Origin of the sequence: Microbacterium sp. PAMC22086 (assembly GCF_019443525.1) — a bacterium.
Lineage (GTDB): Bacteria > Actinomycetota > Actinomycetes > Actinomycetales > Microbacteriaceae > Microbacterium > Microbacterium maritypicum.
Window position 1 is genome coordinate 1,322,857 of sequence record NZ_CP080380.1, and the last position, 25,030, is coordinate 1,347,886.

Annotated in this window: 39 protein-coding genes; all 39 read left to right on the forward strand. The window is 65.5% G+C overall.

Annotated features, from left to right (window positions below):
• On the forward strand, positions 1-939 hold the full coding sequence (locus KY497_RS06610; protein ID WP_017829218.1) for a sugar ABC transporter permease: 939 nt from the start codon (positions 1-3) through the stop codon (positions 937-939).
• A gap of 88 nt (positions 940-1,027) precedes the next feature.
• The gene (locus KY497_RS06615; RefSeq protein WP_055865598.1) at positions 1,028-1,360 is read left to right on the forward strand and encodes a PadR family transcriptional regulator; all 333 of its coding nucleotides are present in this window, start codon (positions 1,028-1,030) and stop codon (positions 1,358-1,360) included.
• The gene (locus KY497_RS06620) at positions 1,357-2,013 is read left to right on the forward strand and encodes a hypothetical protein (protein WP_219870134.1); all 657 of its coding nucleotides are present in this window, start codon (positions 1,357-1,359) and stop codon (positions 2,011-2,013) included. The genes KY497_RS06615 and KY497_RS06620 overlap by 4 nt, the downstream gene beginning before the upstream one ends.
• Positions 2,014-2,084: 71 nt before the next feature.
• Positions 2,085-2,237, forward strand: coding sequence for a hypothetical protein (locus KY497_RS06625; RefSeq protein WP_164743708.1), 153 nt, complete (start codon positions 2,085-2,087; stop codon positions 2,235-2,237).
• 116 nt (positions 2,238-2,353) lie between these two features.
• Complete coding sequence (locus KY497_RS06630) at positions 2,354-3,385, forward strand: ABC transporter (RefSeq protein WP_219870135.1); 1,032 nt, start codon at positions 2,354-2,356, stop codon at positions 3,383-3,385.
• 68 nt (positions 3,386-3,453) lie between these two features.
• Entirely contained in the window at positions 3,454-3,885 is a 432-nt protein-coding gene (locus KY497_RS06635) for a hypothetical protein (protein WP_219870136.1), read from the forward strand.
• Positions 3,886-3,966: 81 nt separating this feature from the next.
• On the forward strand, positions 3,967-4,614 hold the full coding sequence (locus tag KY497_RS06640) for a hypothetical protein (RefSeq protein ID WP_029258210.1): 648 nt from the start codon (positions 3,967-3,969) through the stop codon (positions 4,612-4,614).
• A 232-nt stretch (positions 4,615-4,846) separates the two neighbouring features.
• Complete coding sequence (gene rpsL / locus KY497_RS06645; protein WP_017201609.1) at positions 4,847-5,215, forward strand: 30S ribosomal protein S12; 369 nt, start codon at positions 4,847-4,849, stop codon at positions 5,213-5,215.
• 5 nt (positions 5,216-5,220) lie between these two features.
• Positions 5,221-5,691: a 30S ribosomal protein S7 gene (gene rpsG / locus KY497_RS06650; protein ID WP_017201608.1), complete on the forward strand. Its 471-nt coding sequence runs from the start codon at positions 5,221-5,223 to the stop codon at positions 5,689-5,691.
• A gap of 87 nt (positions 5,692-5,778) precedes the next feature.
• The gene (gene fusA / locus KY497_RS06655; RefSeq protein WP_021201125.1) at positions 5,779-7,893 is read left to right on the forward strand and encodes an elongation factor G; all 2,115 of its coding nucleotides are present in this window, start codon (positions 5,779-5,781) and stop codon (positions 7,891-7,893) included.
• Positions 7,894-8,043: 150 nt separating this feature from the next.
• Positions 8,044-9,234, forward strand: coding sequence for an elongation factor Tu (gene tuf, locus KY497_RS06660; protein ID WP_017829210.1), 1,191 nt, complete (start codon positions 8,044-8,046; stop codon positions 9,232-9,234).
• Positions 9,235-9,417: 183 nt separating this feature from the next.
• Positions 9,418-9,630, forward strand: a complete 213-nt coding sequence (locus KY497_RS06665) for a hypothetical protein (RefSeq protein WP_021201124.1) — start codon at positions 9,418-9,420, stop codon at positions 9,628-9,630.
• A gap of 845 nt (positions 9,631-10,475) precedes the next feature.
• Positions 10,476-10,784: a 30S ribosomal protein S10 gene (gene rpsJ, locus KY497_RS06670; protein WP_017201594.1), complete on the forward strand. Its 309-nt coding sequence runs from the start codon at positions 10,476-10,478 to the stop codon at positions 10,782-10,784.
• Positions 10,785-10,792: 8 nt separating this feature from the next.
• Complete coding sequence (rplC, locus tag KY497_RS06675) at positions 10,793-11,452, forward strand: 50S ribosomal protein L3 (protein ID WP_219870137.1); 660 nt, start codon at positions 10,793-10,795, stop codon at positions 11,450-11,452.
• Between the two features lie 2 nt (positions 11,453-11,454).
• The gene (gene rplD / locus KY497_RS06680; protein ID WP_021201122.1) at positions 11,455-12,117 is read left to right on the forward strand and encodes a 50S ribosomal protein L4; all 663 of its coding nucleotides are present in this window, start codon (positions 11,455-11,457) and stop codon (positions 12,115-12,117) included.
• Entirely contained in the window at positions 12,114-12,437 is a 324-nt protein-coding gene (gene rplW, locus KY497_RS06685; RefSeq protein WP_017829206.1) for a 50S ribosomal protein L23, read from the forward strand. Before rplD ends, rplW begins: the two co-directional genes overlap by 4 nt.
• Before the next feature lie 21 nt (positions 12,438-12,458).
• Positions 12,459-13,298 (forward strand): 50S ribosomal protein L2, encoded by an 840-nt coding sequence (rplB, locus tag KY497_RS06690; protein WP_017201590.1) that lies wholly within the window; start codon positions 12,459-12,461, stop codon positions 13,296-13,298.
• A 12-nt stretch (positions 13,299-13,310) separates the two neighbouring features.
• Positions 13,311-13,592, forward strand: a complete 282-nt coding sequence (rpsS, locus tag KY497_RS06695) for a 30S ribosomal protein S19 (protein WP_017829205.1) — start codon at positions 13,311-13,313, stop codon at positions 13,590-13,592.
• Positions 13,592-13,990, forward strand: coding sequence for a 50S ribosomal protein L22 (rplV, locus tag KY497_RS06700; RefSeq protein WP_021201121.1), 399 nt, complete (start codon positions 13,592-13,594; stop codon positions 13,988-13,990). The genes rpsS and rplV overlap by 1 nt, the downstream gene beginning before the upstream one ends.
• Positions 13,990-14,745 (forward strand): 30S ribosomal protein S3, encoded by a 756-nt coding sequence (gene rpsC, locus KY497_RS06705; protein WP_017201587.1) that lies wholly within the window; start codon positions 13,990-13,992, stop codon positions 14,743-14,745. The genes rplV and rpsC overlap by 1 nt, the downstream gene beginning before the upstream one ends.
• The gene (gene rplP / locus KY497_RS06710) at positions 14,745-15,164 is read left to right on the forward strand and encodes a 50S ribosomal protein L16 (protein WP_017829203.1); all 420 of its coding nucleotides are present in this window, start codon (positions 14,745-14,747) and stop codon (positions 15,162-15,164) included. The genes rpsC and rplP overlap by 1 nt, the downstream gene beginning before the upstream one ends.
• On the forward strand, positions 15,164-15,481 hold the full coding sequence (rpmC, locus tag KY497_RS16880) for a 50S ribosomal protein L29 (RefSeq protein WP_017829202.1): 318 nt from the start codon (positions 15,164-15,166) through the stop codon (positions 15,479-15,481). Before rplP ends, rpmC begins: the two co-directional genes overlap by 1 nt.
• Positions 15,481-15,813: a 30S ribosomal protein S17 gene (gene rpsQ, locus KY497_RS16885; protein WP_021201120.1), complete on the forward strand. Its 333-nt coding sequence runs from the start codon at positions 15,481-15,483 to the stop codon at positions 15,811-15,813. The genes rpmC and rpsQ overlap by 1 nt, the downstream gene beginning before the upstream one ends.
• Positions 15,810-16,178, forward strand: coding sequence for a 50S ribosomal protein L14 (gene rplN / locus KY497_RS06725; protein WP_017201583.1), 369 nt, complete (start codon positions 15,810-15,812; stop codon positions 16,176-16,178). The genes rpsQ and rplN overlap by 4 nt, the downstream gene beginning before the upstream one ends.
• A gap of 2 nt (positions 16,179-16,180) precedes the next feature.
• On the forward strand, positions 16,181-16,540 hold the full coding sequence (gene rplX / locus KY497_RS06730; RefSeq protein WP_021201119.1) for a 50S ribosomal protein L24: 360 nt from the start codon (positions 16,181-16,183) through the stop codon (positions 16,538-16,540).
• Complete coding sequence (gene rplE, locus KY497_RS06735) at positions 16,540-17,130, forward strand: 50S ribosomal protein L5 (protein ID WP_021201118.1); 591 nt, start codon at positions 16,540-16,542, stop codon at positions 17,128-17,130. Before rplX ends, rplE begins: the two co-directional genes overlap by 1 nt.
• Before the next feature lie 132 nt (positions 17,131-17,262).
• Positions 17,263-17,661, forward strand: a complete 399-nt coding sequence (gene rpsH, locus KY497_RS06740; protein ID WP_021201117.1) for a 30S ribosomal protein S8 — start codon at positions 17,263-17,265, stop codon at positions 17,659-17,661.
• Between the two features lie 6 nt (positions 17,662-17,667).
• Positions 17,668-18,204 (forward strand): 50S ribosomal protein L6, encoded by a 537-nt coding sequence (rplF, locus tag KY497_RS06745; RefSeq protein WP_017829197.1) that lies wholly within the window; start codon positions 17,668-17,670, stop codon positions 18,202-18,204.
• A gap of 2 nt (positions 18,205-18,206) precedes the next feature.
• Positions 18,207-18,566: a 50S ribosomal protein L18 gene (gene rplR / locus KY497_RS06750; RefSeq protein ID WP_017201578.1), complete on the forward strand. Its 360-nt coding sequence runs from the start codon at positions 18,207-18,209 to the stop codon at positions 18,564-18,566.
• A gap of 20 nt (positions 18,567-18,586) precedes the next feature.
• Positions 18,587-19,264: a 30S ribosomal protein S5 gene (rpsE, locus tag KY497_RS06755; protein WP_017829196.1), complete on the forward strand. Its 678-nt coding sequence runs from the start codon at positions 18,587-18,589 to the stop codon at positions 19,262-19,264.
• Positions 19,264-19,449, forward strand: a complete 186-nt coding sequence (gene rpmD, locus KY497_RS06760; protein WP_017201575.1) for a 50S ribosomal protein L30 — start codon at positions 19,264-19,266, stop codon at positions 19,447-19,449. Before rpsE ends, rpmD begins: the two co-directional genes overlap by 1 nt.
• Positions 19,449-20,084, forward strand: a complete 636-nt coding sequence (gene rplO / locus KY497_RS06765; RefSeq protein ID WP_219870138.1) for a 50S ribosomal protein L15 — start codon at positions 19,449-19,451, stop codon at positions 20,082-20,084. The genes rpmD and rplO overlap by 1 nt, the downstream gene beginning before the upstream one ends.
• Positions 20,085-20,267: 183 nt before the next feature.
• Entirely contained in the window at positions 20,268-21,590 is a 1,323-nt protein-coding gene (secY, locus tag KY497_RS06770) for a preprotein translocase subunit SecY (RefSeq protein WP_021201115.1), read from the forward strand.
• Entirely contained in the window at positions 21,587-22,192 is a 606-nt protein-coding gene (locus tag KY497_RS06775) for an adenylate kinase (RefSeq protein WP_021201114.1), read from the forward strand. The genes secY and KY497_RS06775 overlap by 4 nt, the downstream gene beginning before the upstream one ends.
• 1 nt (position 22,193) lies before the next feature.
• Positions 22,194-23,045: a type I methionyl aminopeptidase gene (map, locus tag KY497_RS06780; RefSeq protein ID WP_219870139.1), complete on the forward strand. Its 852-nt coding sequence runs from the start codon at positions 22,194-22,196 to the stop codon at positions 23,043-23,045.
• A 53-nt stretch (positions 23,046-23,098) separates the two neighbouring features.
• Positions 23,099-23,722, forward strand: a complete 624-nt coding sequence (locus KY497_RS06785; RefSeq protein WP_258185942.1) for a DsbA family protein — start codon at positions 23,099-23,101, stop codon at positions 23,720-23,722.
• 221 nt (positions 23,723-23,943) lie between these two features.
• Positions 23,944-24,297: a hypothetical protein gene (locus KY497_RS06790; protein ID WP_218682041.1), complete on the forward strand. Its 354-nt coding sequence runs from the start codon at positions 23,944-23,946 to the stop codon at positions 24,295-24,297.
• Positions 24,298-24,480: 183 nt separating this feature from the next.
• Complete coding sequence (gene infA / locus KY497_RS06795; protein ID WP_017201569.1) at positions 24,481-24,702, forward strand: translation initiation factor IF-1; 222 nt, start codon at positions 24,481-24,483, stop codon at positions 24,700-24,702.
• Between the two features lie 64 nt (positions 24,703-24,766).
• On the forward strand, positions 24,767-24,883 hold the full coding sequence (rpmJ, locus tag KY497_RS06800) for a 50S ribosomal protein L36 (RefSeq protein WP_005050492.1): 117 nt from the start codon (positions 24,767-24,769) through the stop codon (positions 24,881-24,883).
• Positions 24,884-25,030 lie beyond the last annotated feature (147 nt).

Here is a 25,030-nt window from a genome sequence, read left to right on the forward strand (position 1 = left end):
ATGAGCACCACCAGCCCCACCACCGAGCGATCCGCCGCCACTCGCTCCACCGACGGCGTGCAGAGCCTCGCCCCCCGCCGTCGCAGCTTCGGCGCCTGGTTCGCCGACACCGGATGGCGCCACCTCGTGGCGATCGTCGTGAGTGCTTTCGCCCTGTTCCCCCTGCTGTACGTGATCTCCGCCTCGCTGAACCCGAAGGGGACGCTGACGGGATCGAACCAGCTGTTCTCCGCGATCGGGATCGACAGCTACGTGCGCATCCTGAGCGACCCGCAGAACCCCTACGGCACGTGGTTCCTCAACACGCTGCTGATAGCGGTGGTCACCGGAGCGGTCACCGTCTTCATCGGCGCATGCGCGGCATATGCCTTCTCGCGCATGCGGTTCGCCGGGCGCCGTGTGGGGCTCGTGACGATCGTGGTCGTGCAGATGTTCCCGCAGCTGCTCGCCGTGGTCGCCATCTTCCTGCTCATGTCGACACTGGGGGACTGGTTCCCCGCGATCGGTCTGAACACCCACACCGGTCTGATCCTGGTGTACCTCGGGGGAGCGCTCGGGGTGAACACGTACCTGATGTACGGCTTCTTCAACACGATCCCGAAGGAGATCGACGAGGCGGCGCGCATCGACGGCGCCGGTCACGCGCGCATCTTCTTCACGATCATCCTGCGTCTGGTCGCTCCTATCCTCGCGGTGGTCGGGCTCCTGTCGTTCATTGGCACGGTCAACGAGTACGTGATCGCGAGCGTCATGCTCGTCGACGTGGATCAGCAGACCCTTGTCGTCGGACTCACCAAACTCGTGGCGAACCCGCGCTACGCGGACTGGTCGGCCTTCTCCGCCGGTGCGGTGATGGCGGCGATCCCGGTGATGATCCTCTTCCTCTTCCTCCAGAAGTACATCGTCGGTGGGCTGACCGCCGGAGCGACCAAGGGCTGAGCGCTTCCTGCGGGTGTCGCCTCGGCGACGCCCGCAGCCGCGCGGGCGGTTCTCCCGCTCTCTTGTCTCGCATGCTACCTTGCCATGCATGACAGCCGATGTCGGCGCCCAGATGCGCAAAGGAGTGGTCGAGTACTGCGTGCTCGGCCTGCTCGCGCGGGAGCCGATGTACGGATGGCAGCTGGCTGAGGCTCTCACCGGCGCCGGCCTGATCGCCAGCATCGGCACGCTCTATCCGCTGCTGGGGCGGCTGCGTGACAACGGCTGGGTCAGTACGTTCGATCAGCCGTCCGAGTCGGGCCCGGTGCGCAGGTACTACCGGCTCACCGAGGTCGGCGTCGATCAGCTCGAGCGATTCCGCGCCCAGTGGGCACCGTTCGCCCGTGTCGTCACGGGCATCGTCGGAGAGGGACGATCATGACCGAAACCACCGCCGTCGCCCTGCGAGAGGACTTCCTCACACGACTCGATGAGGCGATGCGCGGATTGCCGCACGGCATCGCGACGGACATCCGCGGGGGCATCGTCGAAGAGCTCCAGGGGCTCGACGCCGAAGCCACGGCCGTGCGCATCGCTCAGCTCGGCGATCCCGGCGCTATCGTCCGCGAGGCACAGGCCGAGCTGCCGGCGGGTTCGCCTCTCGCGGTGCCGACGACCGCGTCCGCACCGTCGGCACCGGGTCCGTCGACGACGTCCACGCGCGGGTTCGCGATCGCTGCGGCTCTGACGCTGAGCTTCGGCGGGATCGTCGCGCCGATCGTCGGGTGGTTCGTCGGTGCCGTGCTCGTGAGTCTGAGCTCGCTCTGGAAGACGGGGGAGAAGGTCGTGGCGATCGTCGTGCCGTTCGTCGCGGGCGGTCTGTCGATCCTCGTCATCTCGACGATGGTCACCATCTCCGCGTGGGAATCGAGCGGCAGCTCCTCGGGAACAGGAACCCCGCCGCCCGCCAACAATCCGTTGCTTCCTGCGTGGTACGACATGATCTGGGGCGGTCTCGCGGGAATCGGCATCCTCCTCATCCCGCTCTCGGGTCTCTGGCTGCTCTGGCGCCTGCGCGGTCGCGTCGCGCGCTGACTGCCGCGGAGCAACCGCCGCTGTGGGCGTTGCGCCCGGGCTCTCGCACCGTTCGGTCGTAGCGTGGAGGCATGGCACGCGTGGGTGGTCGCAACCTCGGGATGAGCTGGTTCGCCGGCATCGTGTGCGTCGCCATCATCGGAGCCCTGGTGTGGCTGTCGCTGCCGATTGTTCCCGTGCTCGCGCAGTTCGCCGGTGATGCACTGCGCAACGCGCTCCCCTGACACCCAAGAGACAGTGCGGTGTCCTCGCGTATGACGACACGTCGGCACGCCTCCGCGAGCGGTCGTTCGCGCGGAGGTACCCTCGCAGTGCACGTATCCGATGAGAGGCGCACCCCATGAGTGACCCCAACGTTCCCCAGCCCGAGAAGCCGGCTGACGTTGACGACGTCGTCGGCAGTGCGAACGAAGGCCTGGACGCCGCTGCGGCTGCGGGTGCTGGCGTTCCCGGCAACAACGACGGCGTGAACGACGGCATCGATCAGAAGCCCGTCGCAACGCCGGTCGACCCCGACCTCGCCGCTTTCGAAGAGGCCGAGCGTGATCACCCCGGTACGTTCGCCTCCCCGCCGCCGGCCGTGACGCCTGCTCCGGTCGCTCCGTCGCGCGACTACGCCGACGAGGTCAGGGCTCAGGCCGACGCCGAGACCACTTCGTTCTACCCCGAGCCCGTCGTGGGCGAGCCCGTCCCGTTCGGCCACGAGCAGTCGGGGATGGCCGGTGCGGCGTATGCCCAGTACGGCGATGAGCTCGAGACGCGCGTCGTCCCGTCGGAGCCGCTCGTCGCCGCTGCCGCCGCACAGCCGCAGCCCATCTTCGTCCAGGCGCCCGAACCGCCCCGTGACCGCGGCAACCGCGGCACCGCGGGAGCCATCGGACTCCTGGCGACACTCGTCTTCGCGGTGCTCTACCTGGGGGCTGCGCTCGGACTCGGTGCCATCGCCGGAGATGTGACCGGCGAGAACATCGGCCAGACCGCGATCGCACCCCTGATGACATGGGGGTTCTGGACGCCCGTCGTCGTGTTCTTCCTCGGATTCTGGCTGCTGGGTGCGGTCATCAACCGTGGACGCTGGGGCCTTTGGGTCGTCTTCGGCCTCATCGTCGGCGTCATCGCGTATGGGGGCCACATCCTCGGGCAGCTCTTCGAAGCTCCGTTCTGGAAGCTCAGCGCCAGCCAGGGACTCGACCTCGTCGGGGAGCAGATGCTCGCCCCGCTCGCGATCGCGGCCTTCGTGTTCGCCCGCGAGCTGACCATCTGGTTCGGTGCCTGGGTCGCCCGAAGCGGTGCTCGCAAGACCGAGCTGAATGCCGAGGCGCAGCGCGAGTACGAGCGCACGCTCGAGGCCGGCCCGACGCTGTCGAGGTAATCACGAACTCCACCACGCCGAACCCCCGGGGACCCGAGTCCGCGGGGGTTTCGGCCATCCTGGCGGTGGTGCTCGCCACCATCAGCTTCTTCGCGCTCGCGGTGTTCGGGCTCGGCGCCGTGAGCATCGCCACCGACACGGACATCATCGCGGTCCCCGATCTCGGCCAGACCCCTGGCGTGGTCGGCATGATCGCGGCTGTCGTCTCGTTCGCGCTCGTGCTGTGGTCCACTCTGCGTCGACCGCATCCGTCGTATGTCGCCACGATCGCGATCGCGCTGGTCGCCGGCCTCGTCCATCTGATCGCGGTATGGGTCGCCGTCCTCGTCGGCGCCGGGAGCATCGTGCTCGCGACAGCGGTCGCCGGCGGTCTCGTGCGAGGCGGCGCGAGCGCCGTCCTCGTGCTGGCGGGCTTGATCGCCGGATGGGGTGGGATCGCGCTGCGTCGCACGCGCGCCGAGCATCCGCGTTGGCCGTGGGAGCGCGACGAAGAGGAATGACGTCCGAGCGATCCTCCCTCCGCGCCCCGCCGGGACCGGGAAATCGCGACGGTGACGGGCGACGCGCCGTACTCTGGTGGGGTGGAGCGCTCGTTGGAGACGCAGGTGGACCAGGCCGTGGAGGCATGGTTGCGCTGGGTGCCGCGCTGGGAGCCGGCAACCCATCGTGGTCGCGTCGCGCCATGCCGCCGGTGCCTCGGATCGCCGATCCTCTCCGCAGCCGGTATCGGTGCCAACGTGCCGCACGGCGTGCAGCACGGCCTCTCGACGCGTATCAAGACCATCGTCGATCACGCCGTCGCGGAGTACACGGCGCGGAATCTGCCGATGCTGCAGCGCGAGCTGGATCAGCAGGCTGCGCGGAACCGCGCCCGCAGCTACCGCCCGGCCGAGGACCTCGATCCCGAGTTCGACGGGCTGCCCCTGGATCCGGATCCGGTGCCCGGAGCACCGTTCCTGTTCACGATCGCGGGGCTCGCAGACGAATCCGCCGCCGCGCTGCCCGCACTGCCCCCGCTCACGGAGGAGGCGAAGATCGCCCTCCGCCAGGAGGTCGCCCTCGCCGACGAGTACGCCAACATGGTCGGCCGCGAGATCTGCGGGATCCTGTTGCGTCATCGCATACACATCCAGGCCGCGATCTCTCAGCACGTCGAACCGCAGATCGAGGCACTGCTGGCTGAGCTGACCGAATCGCTGGACTCGCCGTTCGATCCCGATCTGCCCTGATCCTGCACTCGGGCCGCGCGGCCGGAGTTGCGCTCATTTGACCGCTACGTTACGCGGCATTACACTTGATCAGGTGTGTGCACGCCTCCGCGTGTGCGCTGGGCGCCGGCACCATGCCGGTCCGCCCCCACGGCATACCCATCACACCAAAAGCTCGTCGGTTCCGGCGTGCCGGTGGGTCATGATGTGAAACCCATCACGCTGTCACCGTGCAGCACTATGAGGAGAGAACGTGCCAACCATTCAGCAGTTGGTTCGCAAGGGTCGCTCGCCCAAGGTCACCAAGACCAAGGCGCCGGCGCTCAAGTCGAACCCGCAGCAGGCCGGGGTCTGCACCCGCGTCTACACCACCACCCCGAAGAAGCCGAACTCGGCGATGCGCAAGGTCGCTCGTGTGAAGCTCCGCAACGGCACCGAGGTCACCGCGTACATCCCCGGTGAGGGTCACAACCTGCAGGAGCACTCGCTCGTGCTCGTGCGTGGCGGTCGTGTCAAGGACCTCCCCGGTGTGCGTTACAAGATCGTCCGTGGCGCCCTGGACACCCAGGCAGTCAAGAACCGTAAGCAGGCTCGTTCCCGCTACGGCGCGAAGAAGGGTTGAGTTAGATGCCTCGTAAGGGACCCGCCCCGAAGCGCCCCGTCGTCAACGACCCGGTATACGGCGCACCCATCGTCACCTCGCTGGTGAACAAGATCCTCGTCGACGGCAAGAAGTCGCTGGCCGAGTCGATCGTCTACGGCGCCCTCCGCGGCGTCGAGGCGAAGAACGGTCAGGACGCCGTCGCCACGCTGAAGAAGGCGCTCGACAACGTGCGCCCGACCCTCGAGGTCCGCAGCCGCCGCGTCGGTGGCTCGACCTACCAGGTGCCGGTCGAGGTCAAGCCTCACCGCGCCAACACGCTCGCTCTGCGCTGGCTCGTGAGCTACGCGAAGGGCCGTCGTGAGAAGACGATGACCGAGCGTCTGCAGAACGAGATCCTCGACGCATCCAACGGCCTGGGTGCCGCGGTCAAGCGCCGCGAGGACACGCACAAGATGGCCGAGTCGAACCGCGCGTTCGCTCACTACCGCTGGTAAACAGCTTCGCCCGCCCCTTGGCCACTCGCCGCGGGGCGGGCACCCCCTCTTCGCAGTACGACTGCTCGAAAAGATAAGGACACTCCTGTGGCACAAGACGTGCTCACGGACCTGAGCAAGGTCCGCAACATCGGCATCATGGCGCACATCGATGCCGGCAAGACCACGACGACCGAGCGCATCCTGTTCTACACGGGCGTCAACCACAAGCTCGGTGAGACGCACGATGGCGCTTCGACCACCGACTGGATGGAGCAGGAGAAGGAGCGCGGCATCACGATCACGTCTGCCGCCGTGACCTGCTACTGGAACAAGAACCAGATCAACATCATCGACACCCCCGGCCACGTGGACTTCACGGTCGAGGTGGAGCGCTCGCTCCGCGTGCTCGACGGTGCGGTGGCCGTGTTCGACGGCAAGGAGGGCGTCGAGCCCCAGTCCGAGACCGTCTGGCGTCAGGCCGACAAGTACAACGTCCCGCGCATCTGCTTCGTCAACAAGATGGACAAGCTCGGCGCCGACTTCTACTTCACTGTCGACACCATCATCAACCGCCTCGGCGCCAAGCCGCTCGTGATCCAGCTGCCCATCGGCGCGGAGAGCGACTTCATCGGCGTCGTCGACCTGATCGAGATGCGTGCACTGGTCTGGGCCGGAGACGCCAAGGGTGATGTCACCATGGGCGCCTCCTACGAGATCCAGGAGATCCCGGAGGACCTCAAGGAGAAGGCAGCGGAGTACCGCCAGCAGCTCCTCGAGACCGTCGCCGAGACCGACGACGCGCTGCTCGAGAAGTTCTTCGGTGGCGAGGAGCTCACGGTCGCCGAGATCAAGGGCGCGATCCGCAAGCTGACCGTCGCCAGCGAGATCTACCCGGTGCTCTGCGGTTCCGCGTTCAAGAACCGCGGCGTCCAGCCGATGCTCGATGCGGTCGTCGACTACCTCCCGAACCCGCTCGACGTGGGCTCGATCGAGGCGCACGACCCGAAGGACTACGACACGATCATCGAGCGTCACCCCGACGCCAATGACCCGTTCGCCGCCCTCGCGTTCAAGGTCGCCGTGCACCCGTTCTTCGGTCGCCTCACTTACGTGCGCGTCTACTCGGGTCACCTGGACTCCGGTTCTGCGGTCGTCAACTCGACCAAGAACAAGAAGGAGCGCATCGGGAAGATCTTCCAGATGCACGCCAACAAGGAGATCCCGGTTCCCTCGGTCACCGCCGGAAACATCTACGCGGTCATCGGCCTCAAGGACACCACCACGGGTGACACCCTCACCGACCCGACGGCTCCGGTCGTCCTCGAGTCGATGACGTTCCCCGAGCCTGTCATCGAGGTCGCGATCGAGCCGAAGACCAAGGCCGACCAGGAGAAGCTGGGTGTCGCCATCCAGAAGCTCGCTGAAGAGGACCCGACCTTCCGCACGGAGCTCAACCCCGAGACCGGTCAGACGACCATCAAGGGCATGGGCGAGCTGCACCTCGACATCCTCGTGGACCGCATGAAGCGCGAGTTCAACGTCGAGGCCAACGTCGGCAAGCCGCAGGTGGCGTACCGCGAGACGATCCGCAAGACCGTCGAGAAGCACGACTACACGCACAAGAAGCAGACCGGTGGTTCCGGACAGTTCGCAAAGATCCAGTTCACCATCGAGCCGCTCGACCTCGACTCCGAGAAGACCTACGAGTTCGTGAACGCCGTCACCGGTGGTCGCATCCCTCGTGAGTACATCGGCTCGATCGACGCCGGTTTCCAGGACGCGATGAACGTCGGCGTGCTCGCGGGCTACCCGATGGTCGGCGTCAAGGCGACCATCGTCGATGGTGCAGCGCACGACGTCGACTCCTCGGAGATGGCGTTCAAGATCGCGGGCTCCATGGGCTTCAAGGAGGCCGCTCGTCGTGCCAACCCCGTGCTGCTCGAGCCGCTGATGGCCGTCGAGGTCCGTACTCCCGAGGAGTACATGGGCGACGTCATCGGCGACCTGAACTCGCGTCGTGGCCAGATCCAGTCGATGGAAGACGCCGCAGGCGTCAAGGTCGTCCGCGCTCAGGTCCCGCTGTCCGAGATGTTCGGCTACATCGGCGACCTGCGCTCGAAGACCTCGGGCCGCGCCGTCTACTCGATGGAGTTCCACAGCTACGCTGAGGTTCCCCGCGCAGTGGCCGACGAGATCGTCCAGAAGACCAAGGGCGAGTAATCGTCCTTCTGGGAGCCGGGCCCCGGTCCGGCTCCCAGGACACCTACAACTTCACATTCCCTCTCTACTAAACTGAGAACCTAACCCGTAGAGAACCGGTCGCAAACCAGTGCCCGGTCACCTCTACAACGACGTCCTGAGGAGGACCCAGTGGCTAAGGCCAAGTTCGAGCGGACCAAGCCGCACGTCAACATCGGAACGATCGGTCACGTCGACCACGGCAAGACCACGCTCTCCGCAGCGATCTCGAAGGTGCTTGCTGACAAGTACCCGTCCGACACCAACGTGCAGCGTGACTTCGCTTCCATCGACTCGGCGCCGGAAGAGCGCCAGCGTGGTATCACCATCAACATCTCGCACATCGAGTACGAGACCCCGAAGCGCCACTACGCGCACGTTGACGCTCCCGGCCACGCCGACTACGTCAAGAACATGATCACCGGTGCGGCTCAGATGGACGGCGCGATCCTCGTGGTCGCCGCCACCGACGGCCCCATGGCTCAGACGCGTGAGCACGTGCTGCTCGCCAAGCAGGTCGGCGTTCCCTACCTGCTGGTCGCGCTGAACAAGTCCGACATGGTCGACGACGAGGAGATCCTGGAGCTCGTCGAGCTCGAGGTCCGCGAGCTGCTCGCCGGCCAGGGCTTCGACGAGGACGCTCCTGTCGTCCGCGTCTCCGCTCTCAAGGCCCTCGAGGGCGACGAGAAGTGGACCCAGGCGATCCTGGACCTGATGCAGGCTGTCGACGACAGCGTTCCGGACCCGGAGCGTGACCGTGACAAGCCGTTCCTGATGCCCGTCGAGGACGTCTTCACGATCACCGGTCGTGGAACCGTCGTCACGGGTCGCGCCGAGCGTGGCACGCTGGCCATCAACTCCGAGGTCGAGATCGTCGGACTCCGTCCGACCGTCAAGACCACGGTCACGGGTATCGAGATGTTCCACAAGCAGCTCGACGAGGCCTGGGCCGGCGAGAACTGTGGTCTGCTGCTCCGCGGCACCAAGCGTGAGGACGTCGAGCGCGGTCAGGTCATCGTCAAGCCGGGTTCGGTCACGCCGCACACCGACTTCGAGGGCACCGCGTACATCCTGTCCAAGGACGAGGGTGGCCGTCACAACCCGTTCTACACGAACTACCGCCCGCAGTTCTACTTCCGCACCACCGACGTCACCGGCGTCATCTCGCTGCCCGAGGGCACCGAGATGGTCATGCCCGGCGACACCACCGACATGACGGTCGAGCTGATCCAGCCGATCGCCATGGAGGAGGGCCTCGGCTTCGCCATCCGTGAGGGTGGACGCACCGTCGGCGCCGGTACGGTCACGAAGATCATCAAGTAAGCATCTGCTTCCTCGCAAAGGGGTCGGACCTTCGGGTCCGGCCCCTTTGTCGTCGATGCCGACCTGTGGGGCGCGGTGCTGTCGTCGACCCGGGACGCGAGGGTTCCGTTTGCCGGGGTGGACATGCACAATGAGTGTGGTCGGCTCGATCGGTCGGCGGCACACCTTCAGAAGGGGAATCACATGGGCATCGAAGACGCCGTGAACAAGGGCAAGGATCTGTACGAGCAGAACAAGGACAAGATCGCCGAGGCCGTCAAGAGCGAGCAGGCCGAGGACATCAGCGACAAGGTGCTCGACGGCGTCGCGGACTTCGCCAAGAAGATCGCCCCCGGTGCCGCGGACAAGATCGATGAGATCCGCGACGGCGCTGACAAGGCCGTCGGCAACGAGTAAGAAAGACCGCAAGCCCTGAGCGGCGATCCACCACCTGTGGGTCGCCGCTCGTGCGTGCTGGAGGGGCAGCGTCCGTGCCGGAATGTCGTCGGATGTGGCGCATTCACGGTTGTATCCAGTAGGATCGTCTCGACCGCCTGGGGATCTTGCGGTCGGGGGAGCCGAAGGGGTTCGGTTTCCCGAAGCACGCGGAGTTCCGCGTACAAACTGGGGATATGCGATCTTGGGGATCATCGTGCGACGCGCGCACTCATTGCGCCTGAGCGTCACCCCGCCTGCGCGGCGGGTCTTCCGCCGCGCCCTCGGTCGAGGAGTTCGGCGTCCCTTCACGCCGGGCTACTCGCGTTCGGTGTGCCCCCTCGCACTGAACGCCCTCCCCAAGCGGGGCGAGGCATGGGGATGCCTCGCCCCGCTATCTCCCGCACTCTAACCTGTTCACGCACCGTCTGGGTCGCGTTCGTCGGACCGCGACACGCCCGGGTTTGCACAAGTGAAATCAGCCGTGGCAGAATAGACAGGTTCGATATTCCGTCGCCGCTGTGCGTGCGTCGGATCACTGCCAGGGCAGTGCATAGACGGCGCCTCCTCCGGGACGGTGCAGGGTTCTAGGCCGCGGGTAGCAGAACACACCCCGACACCCTTCTTCACGAAGGCTTCCGCCGTGCGCGGCGGAAGGTCGGCATCCGGTCGCCTCACGGCTTCCGGCTGACAGAAGAACAGTGGTGCAGCAGATCGACTCGCGAGGGTCGTTCTCGTGCCGAGGCGCGAACAGCGCCGACGTGCGTCCAATGCCCCAGGGCCACCCGGTCCCGGTCGGTAAGACGCTTAAAGAGAGAGAGCAGACAATGGCGGGACAGAAGATCCGCATTCGCCTGAAGTCGTATGACCACGAGGTCATCGACACGTCCGCACGCAAGATCGTCGACACCGTGACCCGTGCGGGCGCAACCGTCGTCGGCCCCGTGCCCCTTCCGACCGAGAAGAACGTCGTGTGCGTCATCCGGTCGCCGCACAAGTACAAGGACAGCCGCGAGCACTTCGAGATGCGCACCCACAAGCGTCTGATCGACATCGTCGACCCGACGCCCAAGGCCGTCGACTCGCTGATGCGTCTCGACCTGCCGGCCGATGTCAACATCGAGATCAAGCTCTGAGGTTCGACATGGCTGACATCAACTCCAAGGTTTCCAAGGGCATGCTGGGCACGAAGCTCGGCATGACCCAGGTGTGGAACGAGAGCGGCAAGCTCGTTCCCGTCACCGTCATCGAGCTGGCACCCAACGTGGTCACCCAGGTCCGCACGCCCGACAAGGACGGCTACAACGCCGTGCAGATCGCGTACGGCCAGATCGACCCCCGCAAGGTCAACAAGCCGCTCTCCGCTCACTTCGAGGCAGCCGGCGTCACGCCGCGTCGTCACGTCACCGAGATCCGCACCGCGGACGCCGGCGACTACAACCTGGGCCAGGAGCTCACGGTCGACGGCACCTTCGAAGCGGGCCAGCTCGTCGACGTCGTCGGCACGAGCAAGGGCAAGGGCTTCGCCGGTGTCATGAAGCGTCACAACTTCAAGGGCGTCTCGGCTTCGCACGGTTCGCACCGCAACCACCGCAAGCCCGGCTCGATCGGCGCATCGTCGACCCCGAGCCGCGTCTTCAAGGGCATGCGCATGGCCGGCCGTATGGGTGGCGAGCGCGTGACCGTCCTCAACCTCACGGTGCACTCCATCGACATCGAGAAGGGACTCATGCTCGTCAAGGGCGCCGTCCCCGGTGCTCGTGGCCGCATCGTCTATGTCCGCAACGCAGTGAAGGGTGCCTGATCATGGCTGACTCCACTCTCGCGCTCGACGTCCTCAAGGCAGACGGCAAGAAGGCAGGCTCGATCGAGCTTCCCGCCGCGCTGTTCGACGCCAAGACGAACATCCCGCTCATCCACCAGGTCGTCGTCGCGCAGCTCGCGGCGGCTCGCCAGGGCACGCACTCGACCAAGCGTCGTGGCGAGGTCTCGGGTGCCGGTCGCAAGCCCTTCAAGCAGAAGGGCACGGGTAACGCCCGTCAGGGTTCGATCCGCGCGCCGCACATGACCGGTGGTGGCATCGTGCACGGCCCCAAGCCGCGCGACTACTCGCAGCGCACCCCCAAGAAGATGATCGCCGCCGCCCTGCTGGGCGCGCTCAGCGACCGCTTCCGCGGTGACCGCATCCACGCCATCGAGTCCTTCGGGATCGACGGAACGCCTTCGACCAAGACCGCGGTGAACTTCCTCACCAACGTCGTCTCGTCGAAGAACGTGCTCGTCGTGATCGAGCGCAACGACGACGTGACGCTGAAGAGCATCCGCAACCTGTCGAACCTGCACGTGCTCACGTTCGACCAGCTCAACGCATACGACGTGCTCGTCTCCGACGACATCGTCTTCACCCAGGCCGCGCTCGAGGGCTTCATCGCCTCCAAGTCCGGCGCCAACCAGGAGGTCTCCGCATGAGCGAGCAGGCATCTGTTCTCCAGACGGCCCTGAACAAGGACCCGCGCGACATCATCCTGAAGCCGGTCGTGTCCGAGAAGAGCTACGGTCTCATCGATGAAGGCAAGTACACCTTCCTCGTCGACCCGCGCGCTTCGAAGACCGAGATCAAGCTCGCCATCGAGAAGATCTTCGGCGTCAAGGTCGCAGGGGTCAACACCCTCAACCGCGTCGGCAAGGCACGCCGCACCCGCTTCGGCACCGGCAAGCGCAAGGACACCAAGCGCGCCATCGTCACCCTGAAGTCGGGCACCATCGACATCTTCACGGCAATCGGCTGATCCGGGGGATAAAGGACAATAATGGCTATTCGCAAGTACAAGCCCACGACCCCGGGCCGTCGCGGCTCGTCGGTGGCTGACTTCGCCGAGATCACTCGATCGACGCCGGAGAAGTCGCTGCTGCGCCCGCTCTCGAAGACCGGTGGTCGCAACAACCAGGGCCGCATCACGACCCGTCACATCGGTGGTGGCCACAAGCGCCAGTACCGTGTCATCGACTTCCGTCGTAACGACAAGGACGGCGTCAACGCCAAGGTCGCTCACATCGAGTACGACCCCAACCGCACCGCGCGCATCGCGCTGCTGCACTACTTCGACGGTGAGAAGCGCTACATCCTCGCTCCGGCGAAGCTGAAGCAGGGCGACATCGTCGAGTCGGGTGCCGGGGCTGACATCAAGCCGGGCAACAACCTCCCGCTGAAGAACATCCCCACGGGTACCGTCATCCACGCGATCGAGCTCCGTCCCGGCGGCGGCGCGAAGATGGCACGTTCGGCCGGTGCATCCGTCCGTCTCGTCGCCAAGGACGGCCCCTACGCCCAGCTGCGTCTGCCCTCGGGCGAGATCCGCAACGTCGATGCGCGCTGCCGCGCGACCATCGGCGAGGTCGGCAACGCCGAGCAGTCGAACATCAACTGGGGTAAGGCCGGCCGCATGCGCTGGAAGGGCGTCCGCCCGACCGTGCGTGGTGTCGCGATGAACCCGGTCGACCACCCGCACGGTGGTGGTGAGGGTAAGACCTCCGGTGGTCGTCACCCCGTCTCCCCGTGGGGCCAGGCTGAGGGTCGTACCCGTCACGCCAACAAGGAAAGCGACAAGTACATCGTGCGTCGTCGTAACGCCGGCAAGAAGCGTAAGTAGGAGTAAGAGAAGATGCCTCGCAGTCTTAAGAAGGGCCCCTTCGTCGACGATCACCTGCTTCGCAAGGTGGTCGTGCAGAACGAAGCCGGCACCAAGAACGTCATCAAGACCTGGTCCCGTCGGTCCATGATCATCCCGGCCATGCTGGGTCACACGATCGCGGTCCACGACGGACGCAAGCACATCCCTGTGTTCGTGTCCGAGACCATGGTCGGTCACAAGTTGGGCGAGTTCGCGCCCACCCGCACCTTCCGCGGCCACGAGAAGGACGACAAGAAGGGGCGGCGCCGCTAATGGTCGAATCGATCGCACGCGTGCGACACATCCGCGTGACCCCTCAGAAGGCTCGTCGTGTCGTCGCGCTCATCAAGGGCAAGCAGGCACAGGAAGCTCTCGCGATCCTCAAGTTCGCACAGCAGAGCGCCAGCGAACCGATCTACAAGCTTGTCGCGTCGGCCATGGCCAACGCGCAGGTGAAGGCGGATCGCGACGGCGAGTTCCTCGACGAGCAGGACCTGTACGTGGCCAACGCGTACGTCGACGAGGGCACCACGCTCAAGCGTTTCCAGCCCCGTGCTCAGGGTCGCGCTTTCCAGATCAAGAAGCGCACGAGCCACATCACGGTCGTGCTCTCGACGCCTGAGGCAGCTCCGGCCGCCACGGGCGACAGCAACAAGAAGGCGAGCAAGTAATGGGACAGAAGGTAAACCCGTACGGCTTCCGTCTCGGCATCACGACGGACCACGTCTCGCGTTGGTTCTCTGACTCGACGAAGCCGGGTCAGCGCTACGCCGACTACGTCGCCGAGGACATCAAGATCCGTAACCTGCTCAAGACGCAGCTCGACCGCGCCGGTGTCTCGAACATCGAGATCGAGCGCACCCGTGACCGCGTCCGCGTCGACATCCACACCGCCCGTCCGGGCATCGTGATCGGTCGTCGTGGGGCCGAGGCCGAGCGCATCCGCGGCGACCTCGAGAAGCTCTCGGGCAAGCAGATCCAGCTGAACATCCTCGAGGTCAAGAACCCCGAGGCCGACGCTCAGCTGGTCGCACAGGGCATCGCCGAGCAGCTCTCTGCTCGTGTGGCGTTCCGTCGTGCGATGCGCAAGGGTCTGCAGGGCGCGCAGCGCGCCGGCGCCAAGGGCATCCGCATCCAGGTCTCCGGCCGCCTCGGCGGCGCCGAGATGAGCCGTTCGGAGTTCTACCGCGAGGGTCGTGTGCCGCTGCACACGCTGCGCGCGAACATCGACTACGGCTTCTACGAGGCGAAGACCACCTTCGGCCGCATCGGCGTGAAGGTCTGGATCTACAAGGGCGACCTGACCGCGAAGGAGCTCGCTCGCGAGCAGGCCAACGCACCCAAGGCTCGTCGTGACGACCGTGGTGGCGACCGCCGCCGTGCCCCGCGCAACGAGGCACCTGTCGCAGAAGGAGCGTCGGCATAATGCTCATCCCCCGTAAGGTCAAGTTCCGCAAGCAGCACCACCCGGGTCGCTCGGGTCAGGCCACCGGCGGCACGAAGGTCTCCTTCGGCGAGTACGGTATCCAGGCCCTCACGCCCGCTTACGTGACGAACCGTCAGATCGAGTCCGCTCGTATCGCGATGACCCGTCACATCAAGCGTGGTGGAAAGGTGTGGATCAACATCTACCCCGACCGTCCGCTCACGAAGAAGCCTGCCGAAACCCGCATGGGTTCCGGTAAGGGTTCCCCCGAGTGGTGGGTCGCCAACGTCAAGCCGGGCCGTGTCCTCTTCGAGGTCGCGGGTGTCGACGAGGAGCTCGCACGCGAAGCTCTGACCCGTGCAATTCACAAGCTGCCGCTCAAGGCACGCATCATCAAGCGCGAGGAGGGCGACGCGTAATGGCGATCGGCACCAAGGAGCTCGCCCCGGCAGAGCTCGACACATTCGAAGACCAGCGCCTCGTCGAGGAGCTGCGCAAGGCCAAGGAGGAGCTGTTCAACCTCCGTTTCCAGTCGGCCACCGGCCAGCTGGAGAGCCACGGCCGCATCCGCGCCGTCAAGCGCGACATCGCGCGCCTCTACACCGTGATCCGCGAACGCGAGCTGGGCATCCGTGCGACGCCCGCTCCGGTCGAGGCTCCGGCCAAGAAGGCGACCAAGTCGAAGGCGAAGAAGGCGGACTCCGCCGACGACGCCGTGAAGGAAGAGGCTGAGTGATGGCCACCAAGAAGGAAGCGACTGTGGAGACGCAGGCCGCAGGACACGAGTCGTCCGAGCACGACGTCCGCGACTCCGCTGCCCGCGGTTACCGCAAGGCACGTCGCGGCTACGTCGTCAGCGACAAGATGGACAAGACCATCGTGGTCGAGGTCGAGGACCGCGTGAAGCACCCGCTTTACGGCAAGGTCATCCGCCGCACCTCGAAGGTCAAGGCGCACGATGAGGCGAACTCCGCCGGCATCGGCGACCTGGTCCTGATCAACGAGACCCGCCCGCTGAGCGCCACGAAGCGCTGGCGCCTGGTGGAGATTCTGGAGAAGGCCAAGTGATCCAGCAGGAATCCCGACTCAAGGTCGCCGACAACACCGGCGCCAAGGAGCTGCTCACCATCCGCGTTCTCGGTGGCTCGAAGCGCCGTTACGCGGGACTCGGCGACACCATCGTCGCGACCGTCAAGGACGCGATCCCCGGTGGCAACGTCAAGAAGGGCGATGTCGTCAAGGCGGTCATCGTCCGCACCAAGAAGGAGGTCCGTCGCCCGGACGGCTCCTACATCAAGTTCGACGAGAACGCCGCAGTGATCCTGAAGAACGACGGGGAGCCCCGCGGCACCCGTATCTTCGGGCCGGTCGGTCGTGAGCTTCGCGACAAGAAGTTCATGAAGATCGTCTCGCTGGCGCCGGAGGTCATCTAATCATGGCGAAGATCAAGAAGGGTGACCTGGTTCAGGTCATCACCGGTGCCACGCAGGAACGTGGCGGCGACCGCGGCAAGCAGGGCAAGGTCCTCGACGTCCTTTCCGACAAGAACCGCGTCATCGTCGAAGGCGTGAACTACGTCACCAAGCACACCCGCGTCGGCCAGACGCAGCGTGGCACCAAGACCGGAGGCATCGAGACCGTCGAAGCCTCCATCCACATCTCGAACGTCGCACTCGTCGACCCCTCGACCAAGAAGCCGACCAAGGTCGGCCACCGGGTCGAGGAGCAGACCAAGGACGGCGTCAAGCGCACCGTCCGCGTGCGCTACGCGAAGAAGAGCGGTAAGGACCTCTGATGAGCACCGACACTGCCGCGCCGGCTGGCAAGATCCAGCCGCGCCTGAAGCAGAAGTACAACACCGAGATCAAGAAGGCGATGCAGGACGAGTTCGGTTACGCGAACGTCATGCAGATCCCCGGACTGGTCAAGGTCGTCGTGAACACCGGTGTCGGCGAGGCAGCTCGCGACAGCAAGGTGATCGATGGCGCGGTCGACGATCTCACCAAGATCACCGGCCAGAAGCCGATCGTCACGAAGGCTCGCAAGTCCATCGCGCAGTTCAAGCTGCGCGAGGGTCAGGCCATCGGCGCGCACGTCACCCTCCGCGGTGACCGCGCGTGGGAGTTCGTGGATCGCCTCGTCTCGCTCGCACTGCCCCGTATCCGCGACTTCCGCGGTCTCTCGGGCAAGCAGTTCGACGGCAACGGAAACTACACCTTCGGTCTCCAGGAGCAGAGCGTGTTCCACGAGATCGATCAGGACAAGATCGACCGGGTTCGCGGTTTCGACATCACCGTCGTCACCACCGCGAAGACGGATGAAGAGGGCCGGGCACTGCTCCGTCATCTCGGATTCCCTTTCCGCTCGGAAGACGCACAGGCGTAACACCCTCGACGGGCTCAGTGGTCTCGTGTCACTGAGCCCGTCGATGTGCACGTATAATTGAAAATTGCGTGTCATCGCAGGCCGTCTGTCGTGTAACGGCAGCCGGAACCTCATGAACAAAGGAAATCAACAATGACAATGACAGACCCGGTCGCAGATCTGCTGACCCGTCTGCGCAACGCGAACTCGGCGCACCACGATTCCGTGACCCTGCCGTCGAGCAAGCTCAAGACGCACATCGCTCAGATCCTCCAGCAGGAGGGCTACATCGCCGGCTGGGAGACCTCTGACGCCCGCGTCGGACAGAACCTCACGCTGACGCTGAAGTACGGTCCCAACCGTGAGCGCTCCATCGCTGGCATCAAGCGCGTCTCGAAGCCCGGTCTCCGCGTCTACGCGAAGTCGACCGAGCTTCCCACGGTCCTCGGCGGCCTTGGCGTGGCGATCCTGTCCACCTCCTCCGGTCTTCTCACCGACCGTCAGGCAGAGCAGAAGGGCGTGGGCGGAGAAGTTCTCGCCTACGTGTGGTAATTCGAAATGTCGCGTATTGGACGACTTCCCATCGACGTTCCCGCGGGCGTGACCGTTTCGGTCGACGGCCGCGAGGTCGCGGTGAAGGGCCCCAAGGGTGAACTCACCCTCACGGTGGCCAGCCCCATCGAGGTCGCGGTCGAGGAGAACCAGGTTCTGGTCTCCCGCCCCGACGACGAGCGCGAGTCGCGGTCGCTTCACGGCCTGACCCGCACGCTCATCAACAACAACATCATCGGCGTGACCCAGGGCTACACCAAGGGTCTCGAGGTCGTCGGCACCGGTTACCGCGTGCAGCAGAAGGGCAGCTCGGTCGAGTTCGCCCTCGGCTTCTCGCACCCGGTCCTGATCGACCCGCCCGCCGGCATCACGCTCACGGTCGAGGGCACCACCAAGCTCACCGTCAGCGGGATCGACAAGCAGGCTGTCGGCGAGGCAGCTGCCAACATCCGCAAGATCCGCAAGCCCGAGCCGTACAAGGGCAAGGGTGTGCGCTACGCCGGCGAGAACGTGCGTCGCAAGGCCGGAAAGAGTGGTAAGTAACCATGGCTCTGAAGTCAAAGTCTGACGCCCGCGCGCGTCGTCACGCCCGCCTTCGCAAGAAGGTCGTCGGCACCGAGGCGCGTCCGCGTCTCGTCGTCAACCGCTCGGCCCGCCACGTCTTCGTGCAGCTGGTCGACGACAGCAAGGGTCACACCGTGGCGTCGGCTTCGACGCTCGAGACCGACCTGCGCTCGCTCGAGGGTGACAAGACCGCCAAGGCCCGCAAGGTCGGCGAGCTCCTCGCCGAGCGTGCGAAGGCTGCCGGAGTTTCCGAGGCAGTGTTCGACCGTGGCGGCAACCGCTACGCCGGTCGTGTCGCCGCCATCGCCGACGGCGCCCGCGAGGGGGGTCTGGCACTGTGAGTGACAACAAGGAGAACGAAGTGACCGAAGCGGCTGCTGCCACTTCCGAGACGGCTGCCGGCACCACGCAGGCTGAGCCGGCTCGCGATTCGCGTGATGGCCGCCGCGGCGGTCGTGACCGCAACCAGGGTGGCGGCCGCGACCGCAACTCCCGTGACCGTGGCGACAACCAGTTCCTGGAGCGCGTCGTCACCATCAACCGCGTCTCGAAGGTCGTGAAGGGTGGTCGTCGCTTCAGCTTCACCGCCCTCGTGGTCGTCGGTGACGGCAACGGTCTGGTCGGCGTCGGCTACGGCAAGGCCCGCGAGGTCCCTCTGGCGATCTCGAAGGGTGTCGAAGAGGCCAAGCGCAACTTCTTCCGCGTTCCGCGCGTCGGCAGCACCATCCCGCACCCCGTGCAGGGTGAGGCGGCCGCTGGTGTGGTCCTGCTCCGTCCGGCCGCTGCCGGTACCGGTGTCATCGCCGGTGGTCCGGTCCGCGCCGTGCTCGAGTGCGCCGGTATCCACGACGTGCTGTCGAAGTCGCTCGGCTCGTCGAACACGATCAACATCGTGCACGCGACGGTCACCGCCCTGAAGCAGCTCGAGGAGCCTCGTGCGGTCGCCGCGCGTCGTGGCCTCGAGTTCGACCAGGTCGCCCCTGCGCGCCTCGTGCGCGCCGAGGCCGAGGCCATCGCCGCACAGAAGGTAGGTGCCTGATGGCCGCGCGACTGAAGGTCACGCAGATCAAGTCCAAGGTGAGCGAGAAGCAGAACCAGCGTGACACGCTGCGCAGCCTCGGTCTGAAGCGGATCGGTGACACCACCGTCCGCCCCGACGACGCGCAGACGCGCGGTTACGTCAAGACCGTCGCCCACCTCGTCAAGGTTGAGGAGATCGACTAATGGCTGAGAAGAACGAGGCCGTCGAGGCTGAGAAGGCCACGAAGAAGGCTGCAGCTCCCAAGGCTGCCGCCGAGAAGAAGCCGGCCGCGAAGAAGGCTCCGGCCAAGACCGCTGCCGCCGACGCCAAGGCTGATGGCGCTGCCAAGAAGCCGGCTGCCAAGAAGGCAACGCCTGCGAAGGATGCTCCGGCATCCCGCCCCGGCGTGCTGAAGGTGCACCACCTGCGTCCCGTCCCCGGATCCAACACCGCCAAGACTCGCGTCGGCCGTGGTGAGGGCTCCAAGGGTAAGACCGCTGGTCGTGGAACCAAGGGCACCAAGGCGCGCAACACCGTTCGCGTCGGCTTCGAGGGTGGGCAGATGCCGCTGCACATGCGCACCCCGAAGCTGCGCGGGTTCAAGAACCCGTTCCGCGTGGAGTACCAGGTCGTGAACCTGGAGAAGCTCGCGGAGCTGTACCCGAAGGGTGGCGATGTCACCATCGGCGACCTGGTCGCCAAGGGTGCCGTTCGCAAGAACGAGAAGGTCAAGGTTCTCGGAAACGGCGACATCGCCGTGAAGCTCACCGTTTCGGTCGACAAGGTCTCGGGTTCTGCCGAGCAGAAGATCGTCGCGGCTGGCGGATCCGTCAAGTAACCGCTTAGCAAGAGGGGTCGGAGATTCTCCGGCCCCTCTTGTGGTTTCACACTCCGAGACCTCGCTCTGGGGCCGCATCCGGCGGGCCTGGTATCGGTGGCGAATTCCGGGAAGCCCGGTTTGCGTTACCCTGGTCTTTCAGCCGTCCTTCGGGAATCGGCAACCTTTTCAGGAGGAACGTCCTTGTTTAGCGCCATCGCGCGGATCTTCCGCACCCCCGACCTGCGTCGGAAGATCGGTTTCACACTCGCCATCGTTGCGATCTACCGGCTCGGCTCCAACGTCCCGGCGCCGTTCGTGAACTTCCCGAACGTCGAAGAGTGTCTTGCCGCCAACGCGGGCACCGATGGGCTGCTCGGACTGGTCAACCTCTTCTCCGGCGGCGCGCTGCTGCAGCTGTCGATCTTCGCGCTCGGCGTCATGCCGTACATCACCGCGACGATCATCACGCAGCTCCTGCGCGTGGTCATCCCGCACTTCGAGGCGCTGCACAAGGAAGGACAGGCCGGCCAGGCCCGTCTGACCCAGTACACGCGTTACCTCACGATCGCCCTCGCGCTGCTCCAGTCGACGACTCTCGTCACGGTGGCCCGTAGCGGCCAGCTCTTCGGCACGACCGATCTCGCGGCCTGCCAGCAGCTTCTGACGAACGATGTGTGGTGGGCGCAGCTGCTCATCATCATGGCGATGACGGCCGGTACCGGCCTGATCATGTGGTTCGCCGAGCTCGTCACCGAGCGCGGCATCGGCAACGGCATGTCGCTGCTCATCTTCACCTCGATCGCCGCCACGTTCCCCGGTGCCATGAGCCTCATCTGGCAGACCAAGGGCTTCGAGGTCTTCCTGCTGGTGCTGCTGGTCGGAATCATCGTGATGGGGCTCGTCGTGTTCGTCGAGCAATCCCAGCGACGCATCCCGGTGCAGTACGCCAAGCGCATGGTGGGTCGACGCACCTACGGCGGCACGAACACCTACATCCCGATCAAGGTGAACATGGCGGGTGTGATCCCCGTGATCTTCGCCTCGTCGCTGCTGTACATCCCGGCACTCATCGCGCAGTTCAACACCCCGCAGGACGGATCGACTCCGGCCGCCTGGGTGACCTGGATCACGACGAACTTCACGTCGGGCAACAGCCCGGTCTACATGGCCGCGTACTTCCTGCTGATCATCGGGTTCACGTACTTCTACGTGGCGATCACGTTCAACCCGGTCGAGGTCGCGGACAACATGAAGAAGTACGGCGGTTTCATCCCCGGCATCCGCGCGGGCCGCCCGACGGCCGAGTACCTCGACTACGTGCTCACCCGCATCACGCTCCCCGGCTCCCTGTACCTCGGTCTGATCGCGCTCATCCCGCTCATCGCTCTGGCCACCGTCGGCGCCAACCAGAACTTCCCGTTCGGCGGCGCCTCGATCCTCATCATCGTCGGTGTGGGTCTCGAGACGGTCAAGCAGATCGACGCGCAGCTGCAGCAGCGACACTATGAAGGGCTCCTCCGATGACAGCATCCGCACGTCTTCTCATCGTCGGCCCGCAGGGCTCCGGCAAGGGCACGCAGGGCGTGCGCATCGCCGAGTCCTACGGCATCCCGGTCGTCTCGACGGGCGACATCTTCCGGGCGAACATCAAGGAGGGGACGCCCCTCGGGCAGCAGGTCACGGCGATCCTCGACAAGGGCGACCTCGTTCCGGACGAGCTGACGAGCGAGATCGTGCGCGACCGCCTGTCACAGGAGGATGCCGCTCACGGCTTCCTGCTCGACGGCTACCCGCGCAACACCGCGCAGGTCGCCCACCTCGAGTCGTTCCTCGCCGAACGGGGACAGGCGCTCGACGCCGTCATCCTCCTCGACGTGCCGCGCGAGGAGAGTCTGGAGCGTCTGACACTCCGCGCGACCGAGCAGGGTCGCTCCGACGACACCCCGGAGGCCATCGGCCACCGCCTCGACATCTACGAGCGCGAGACCGCTCCGATCCTCGAGGTCTACGGGGCCAAGGGCATCGTCGACCGTATCGACGGCGTCGGCTCCCTCGACGAGATCACCGAGCGCATCGCCGAGGCCTTGGCCGCGCGCGGTCTGCGTCTCGCGGCCTCCGCCTCCTGAGATGTTCCGCCGGTCGATCTACAAGACCCCGGCTCAGCTGCGAGCCATGGTGGAGCCCGGCCTCATCACGGCGGCGGCACTGGATGCCGTCCGCCCGCTGATCAAGGCCGGTGTGACGACGCTCGAGCTCGACACGGTGGCGAACCGTGCGATCCTCGCCCGCGGGGCGGAGTCGAACTTCCAGCTGGTGCGCGGCTATCACCACACCACCTGCATCTCGGTGAACGAGCAGGTCGTGCACGGGATCCCGGGGGAGCGGGTGCTCCAGCCGGGTGACATCGTGTCGGTCGACTGCGGTGCGCAGTTCCAGGGGTGGAACGGCGACAGCGCCATCACCGTGGTCGTGCCCGACCCGGAGCGCCCCGAGCTGGTCGCCCGTCGCGAGGAGCTCTCCCGCGTGACCGAGGGGTCCATGTGGGCGGGAATCGCCGCCATGGCGTCCGTGTCGTCGATCGACGAGATCGGTGCGGCCATCCAGGACTACATCGAGGCGCAGGGACCGTCTGCCGTTACCGGTGAGCCCTACGGCATCCTGCGCGAATACGTCGGGCACGGCATCGGTCGCAAGATGCACGAAGCCCCCAGCGTCTTCAACTACCGCACACCCGACCGCGGTGAAGACGTGAAGCCCGGCCTCGTGCTCGCGATCGAGCCGATGGTCACCGCTGGTGGGGAGGCGACCTTCATCGAGGAGGACGACTGGACCGTCACCACGGTGGACGGTACGGACGGCTCCCATTGGGAACATAGCGTCGCCCTGCATGATGGGGGTATCTGGGTGCTGACTGCGCCCGATGGTGGAAGAGCCGGACTCGCCCCGTTCGGGGTCGAGCCTCGAGAGATCGGAAAGTAATGGCAGCGGCGAAGAGCAACACCAACTGGTTCGCGATCGGCGTCTCCATCGCCGTGGTCGTGGTGCTGGTGGCGATCGGTGGTCTCGTGGTGTTCCTCAACAACCAGGCCACCGCGCCCGGTGTAGCTCCCAAGAGCGATATCGTCGATGGGAAGACAGGAGCCATCAGCTTTGGATCCGGCGAAGATGAGATCGAGACGTACGTCGACTTCATGTGCCCGATCTGCGGCCAGTTCGAGGATGCTTATGGCGAACAGCTCCAGTCGGCGGCTGCGAACGGCACCATCACGCTCAGCATCCACCCGATCTCGATTCTCGATCGAGCCTCGCAGAACACGCAGTTCTCCACACGGTCAGCGAATGCGGCGTACTGTGTCGCAGAGCAGGCGCCTGACTCGTTCCTGGCCTTCTTCAACTTGCTGTTCGAGCGTCAGCCGGAAGAGAACTCGACGGGTCTGACGGACAAGGAGCTGTCTGCGATCGCCGAGGAGTCTGGCGCAGGCGCCGCAGCCGATTGCATCTCGGCCGGCACGTTCAACAAGTTCGTGGCTGACATGACGGCGTTGACCCCTCCTGACCCTGAGACCGGGCGCGTCGGCACCCCCACCGTTGTGATCAACGGGGATCGAATCCAGAATGCCGACATCGCGAGCCAGTTCGCAAAGCTGCTCGGGTGACATTCCCGGGCTTCTGACGAGCGCCCGGTCTGACTCCGCCATCACGGTCCCACCGCAGACGTCGGCACGAGCCGGACGCTGTAGGTGACGTCTTCCCGTCGTGCTTTGGTACAGAGCTGCGGGACGATGGTTCGTCGATACGTTGGAGCAAAGTCTCTAGTGAGTGGCCAGCTCCGTGACTACGGTCGTTTGAAGTAACTGATATGACCGGAGGATGGATGATGGAGATTTTGACGGCGGGGCCCGCGGGCGGGACCACGCGTAAGGTGCGAGGCAACAGGGTCACTCGGCGGCTCTCGGGGGCCGGTGCGGCAGCGGCCCTGGTCTTGGGACTGATGGTTCCCCTGGGAGTGGCCGCTCCCGCCCAGGCGGCAGGTTCCGCGACATGCTCCTCGTTCGGGTGGAGTGGTGCGAACATCATCGGGTCGTGCTCGAACAAGACGTTCCAGGTGATGTGGCAGTGCTTCCCGTCCAAGAAGTGGAACTACAAGACACTTGGCGGGCCGTTCGGCCTGAGCTTCAACTTCAAGGCGTGCGCGGTGACCTGGGTCACTGACGCGCAGGCAGTCATCTAGCGGTTTCCAGCCCGCGATACACTCGCACGAGGGCTTCGGCGCCGATTGGTTGCCGGGGCCCTCGTTGGCGTATATAATTGATCTTTGGTGCTTTGTGCCTTGATTCGGCGTGTCCGGCGGTGCAGCACCACAAACCAATCACCCACCGCAGATCGACCGATCTGCAGAAGCGTCAGCGAGGCTATGGCTAAGAAAGACGGTGTCATCGAGATCGAGGGCGTGATCTCCGAGGCTCTGCCCAACGCGATGTTCCGCGTTGAGCTCAGCAACGGACACAAGGTCCTTGCAACGATCTCCGGCAAGATGCGGCAGAACTACATCCGTATCATCCCCGAGGACCGTGTGGTCGTGGAGCTCAGCCCCTACGACCTGACCCGCGGCCGTATCGTCTACCGCTACCGCTGATCGGTCGAGAAGTAACGGCCTGCCCCTGCCCGGGGCGGTACGAAGACAGCGAACAGGAAACATCATGAAGGTCAACCCCAGCGTCAAGCCCATCTGCGATCACTGCAAGGTGATCCGCCGTCACGGCCGCGTCATGGTGATCTGCAAGAGCAACCCGCGTCACAAGCAGCGCCAGGGCTGAGTCCCTGGCGGGCCCGCCGGTCTGATCGACGGGCCCGCGCTGCGCGGCATCGCTCACGCACATCTCACAACTGAAAACACAACGGCAGGATCAGAACTCGCGGAAGCGGGGGACACCTCGGGGCGGAGGCCCGGGCACCGATCCTGT

Coding starts and splice junctions, on each gene's coding strand:
- KY497_RS06610 (WP_017829218.1), top strand. CDS start 1: ATGAGCACCACCAGCCCCACCACCGAGCGATCCGCCGCCACTCGCTCC.
- KY497_RS06615 (WP_055865598.1), top strand. CDS start 1,028: ATGACAGCCGATGTCGGCGCCCAGATGCGCAAAGGAGTGGTCGAGTAC.
- KY497_RS06620 (WP_219870134.1), top strand. CDS start 1,357: ATGACCGAAACCACCGCCGTCGCCCTGCGAGAGGACTTCCTCACACGA.
- KY497_RS06625 (WP_164743708.1), top strand. CDS start 2,085: ATGGCACGCGTGGGTGGTCGCAACCTCGGGATGAGCTGGTTCGCCGGC.
- KY497_RS06630 (WP_219870135.1), top strand. CDS start 2,354: ATGAGTGACCCCAACGTTCCCCAGCCCGAGAAGCCGGCTGACGTTGAC.
- rpsG (WP_017201608.1), top strand. CDS start 5,221: ATGCCTCGTAAGGGACCCGCCCCGAAGCGCCCCGTCGTCAACGACCCG.
- KY497_RS06665 (WP_021201124.1), top strand. CDS start 9,418: ATGGGCATCGAAGACGCCGTGAACAAGGGCAAGGATCTGTACGAGCAG.
- rpsJ (WP_017201594.1), top strand. CDS start 10,476: ATGGCGGGACAGAAGATCCGCATTCGCCTGAAGTCGTATGACCACGAG.
- rplC (WP_219870137.1), top strand. CDS start 10,793: ATGGCTGACATCAACTCCAAGGTTTCCAAGGGCATGCTGGGCACGAAG.
- rplD (WP_021201122.1), top strand. CDS start 11,455: ATGGCTGACTCCACTCTCGCGCTCGACGTCCTCAAGGCAGACGGCAAG.
- rplW (WP_017829206.1), top strand. CDS start 12,114: ATGAGCGAGCAGGCATCTGTTCTCCAGACGGCCCTGAACAAGGACCCG.
- rplB (WP_017201590.1), top strand. CDS start 12,459: ATGGCTATTCGCAAGTACAAGCCCACGACCCCGGGCCGTCGCGGCTCG.
- rpsS (WP_017829205.1), top strand. CDS start 13,311: ATGCCTCGCAGTCTTAAGAAGGGCCCCTTCGTCGACGATCACCTGCTT.
- rplV (WP_021201121.1), top strand. CDS start 13,592: ATGGTCGAATCGATCGCACGCGTGCGACACATCCGCGTGACCCCTCAG.
- rpsC (WP_017201587.1), top strand. CDS start 13,990: ATGGGACAGAAGGTAAACCCGTACGGCTTCCGTCTCGGCATCACGACG.
- rplP (WP_017829203.1), top strand. CDS start 14,745: ATGCTCATCCCCCGTAAGGTCAAGTTCCGCAAGCAGCACCACCCGGGT.
- rpmC (WP_017829202.1), top strand. CDS start 15,164: ATGGCGATCGGCACCAAGGAGCTCGCCCCGGCAGAGCTCGACACATTC.
- rpsQ (WP_021201120.1), top strand. CDS start 15,481: ATGGCCACCAAGAAGGAAGCGACTGTGGAGACGCAGGCCGCAGGACAC.
- rplX (WP_021201119.1), top strand. CDS start 16,181: ATGGCGAAGATCAAGAAGGGTGACCTGGTTCAGGTCATCACCGGTGCC.
- rplE (WP_021201118.1), top strand. CDS start 16,540: ATGAGCACCGACACTGCCGCGCCGGCTGGCAAGATCCAGCCGCGCCTG.
- rpsH (WP_021201117.1), top strand. CDS start 17,263: ATGACAATGACAGACCCGGTCGCAGATCTGCTGACCCGTCTGCGCAAC.
- rplF (WP_017829197.1), top strand. CDS start 17,668: ATGTCGCGTATTGGACGACTTCCCATCGACGTTCCCGCGGGCGTGACC.
- rplR (WP_017201578.1), top strand. CDS start 18,207: ATGGCTCTGAAGTCAAAGTCTGACGCCCGCGCGCGTCGTCACGCCCGC.
- rpmD (WP_017201575.1), top strand. CDS start 19,264: ATGGCCGCGCGACTGAAGGTCACGCAGATCAAGTCCAAGGTGAGCGAG.
- rplO (WP_219870138.1), top strand. CDS start 19,449: ATGGCTGAGAAGAACGAGGCCGTCGAGGCTGAGAAGGCCACGAAGAAG.
- KY497_RS06775 (WP_021201114.1), top strand. CDS start 21,587: ATGACAGCATCCGCACGTCTTCTCATCGTCGGCCCGCAGGGCTCCGGC.
- map (WP_219870139.1), top strand. CDS start 22,194: ATGTTCCGCCGGTCGATCTACAAGACCCCGGCTCAGCTGCGAGCCATG.
- KY497_RS06790 (WP_218682041.1), top strand. CDS start 23,944: ATGGAGATTTTGACGGCGGGGCCCGCGGGCGGGACCACGCGTAAGGTG.
- infA (WP_017201569.1), top strand. CDS start 24,481: ATGGCTAAGAAAGACGGTGTCATCGAGATCGAGGGCGTGATCTCCGAG.
- rpmJ (WP_005050492.1), top strand. CDS start 24,767: ATGAAGGTCAACCCCAGCGTCAAGCCCATCTGCGATCACTGCAAGGTG.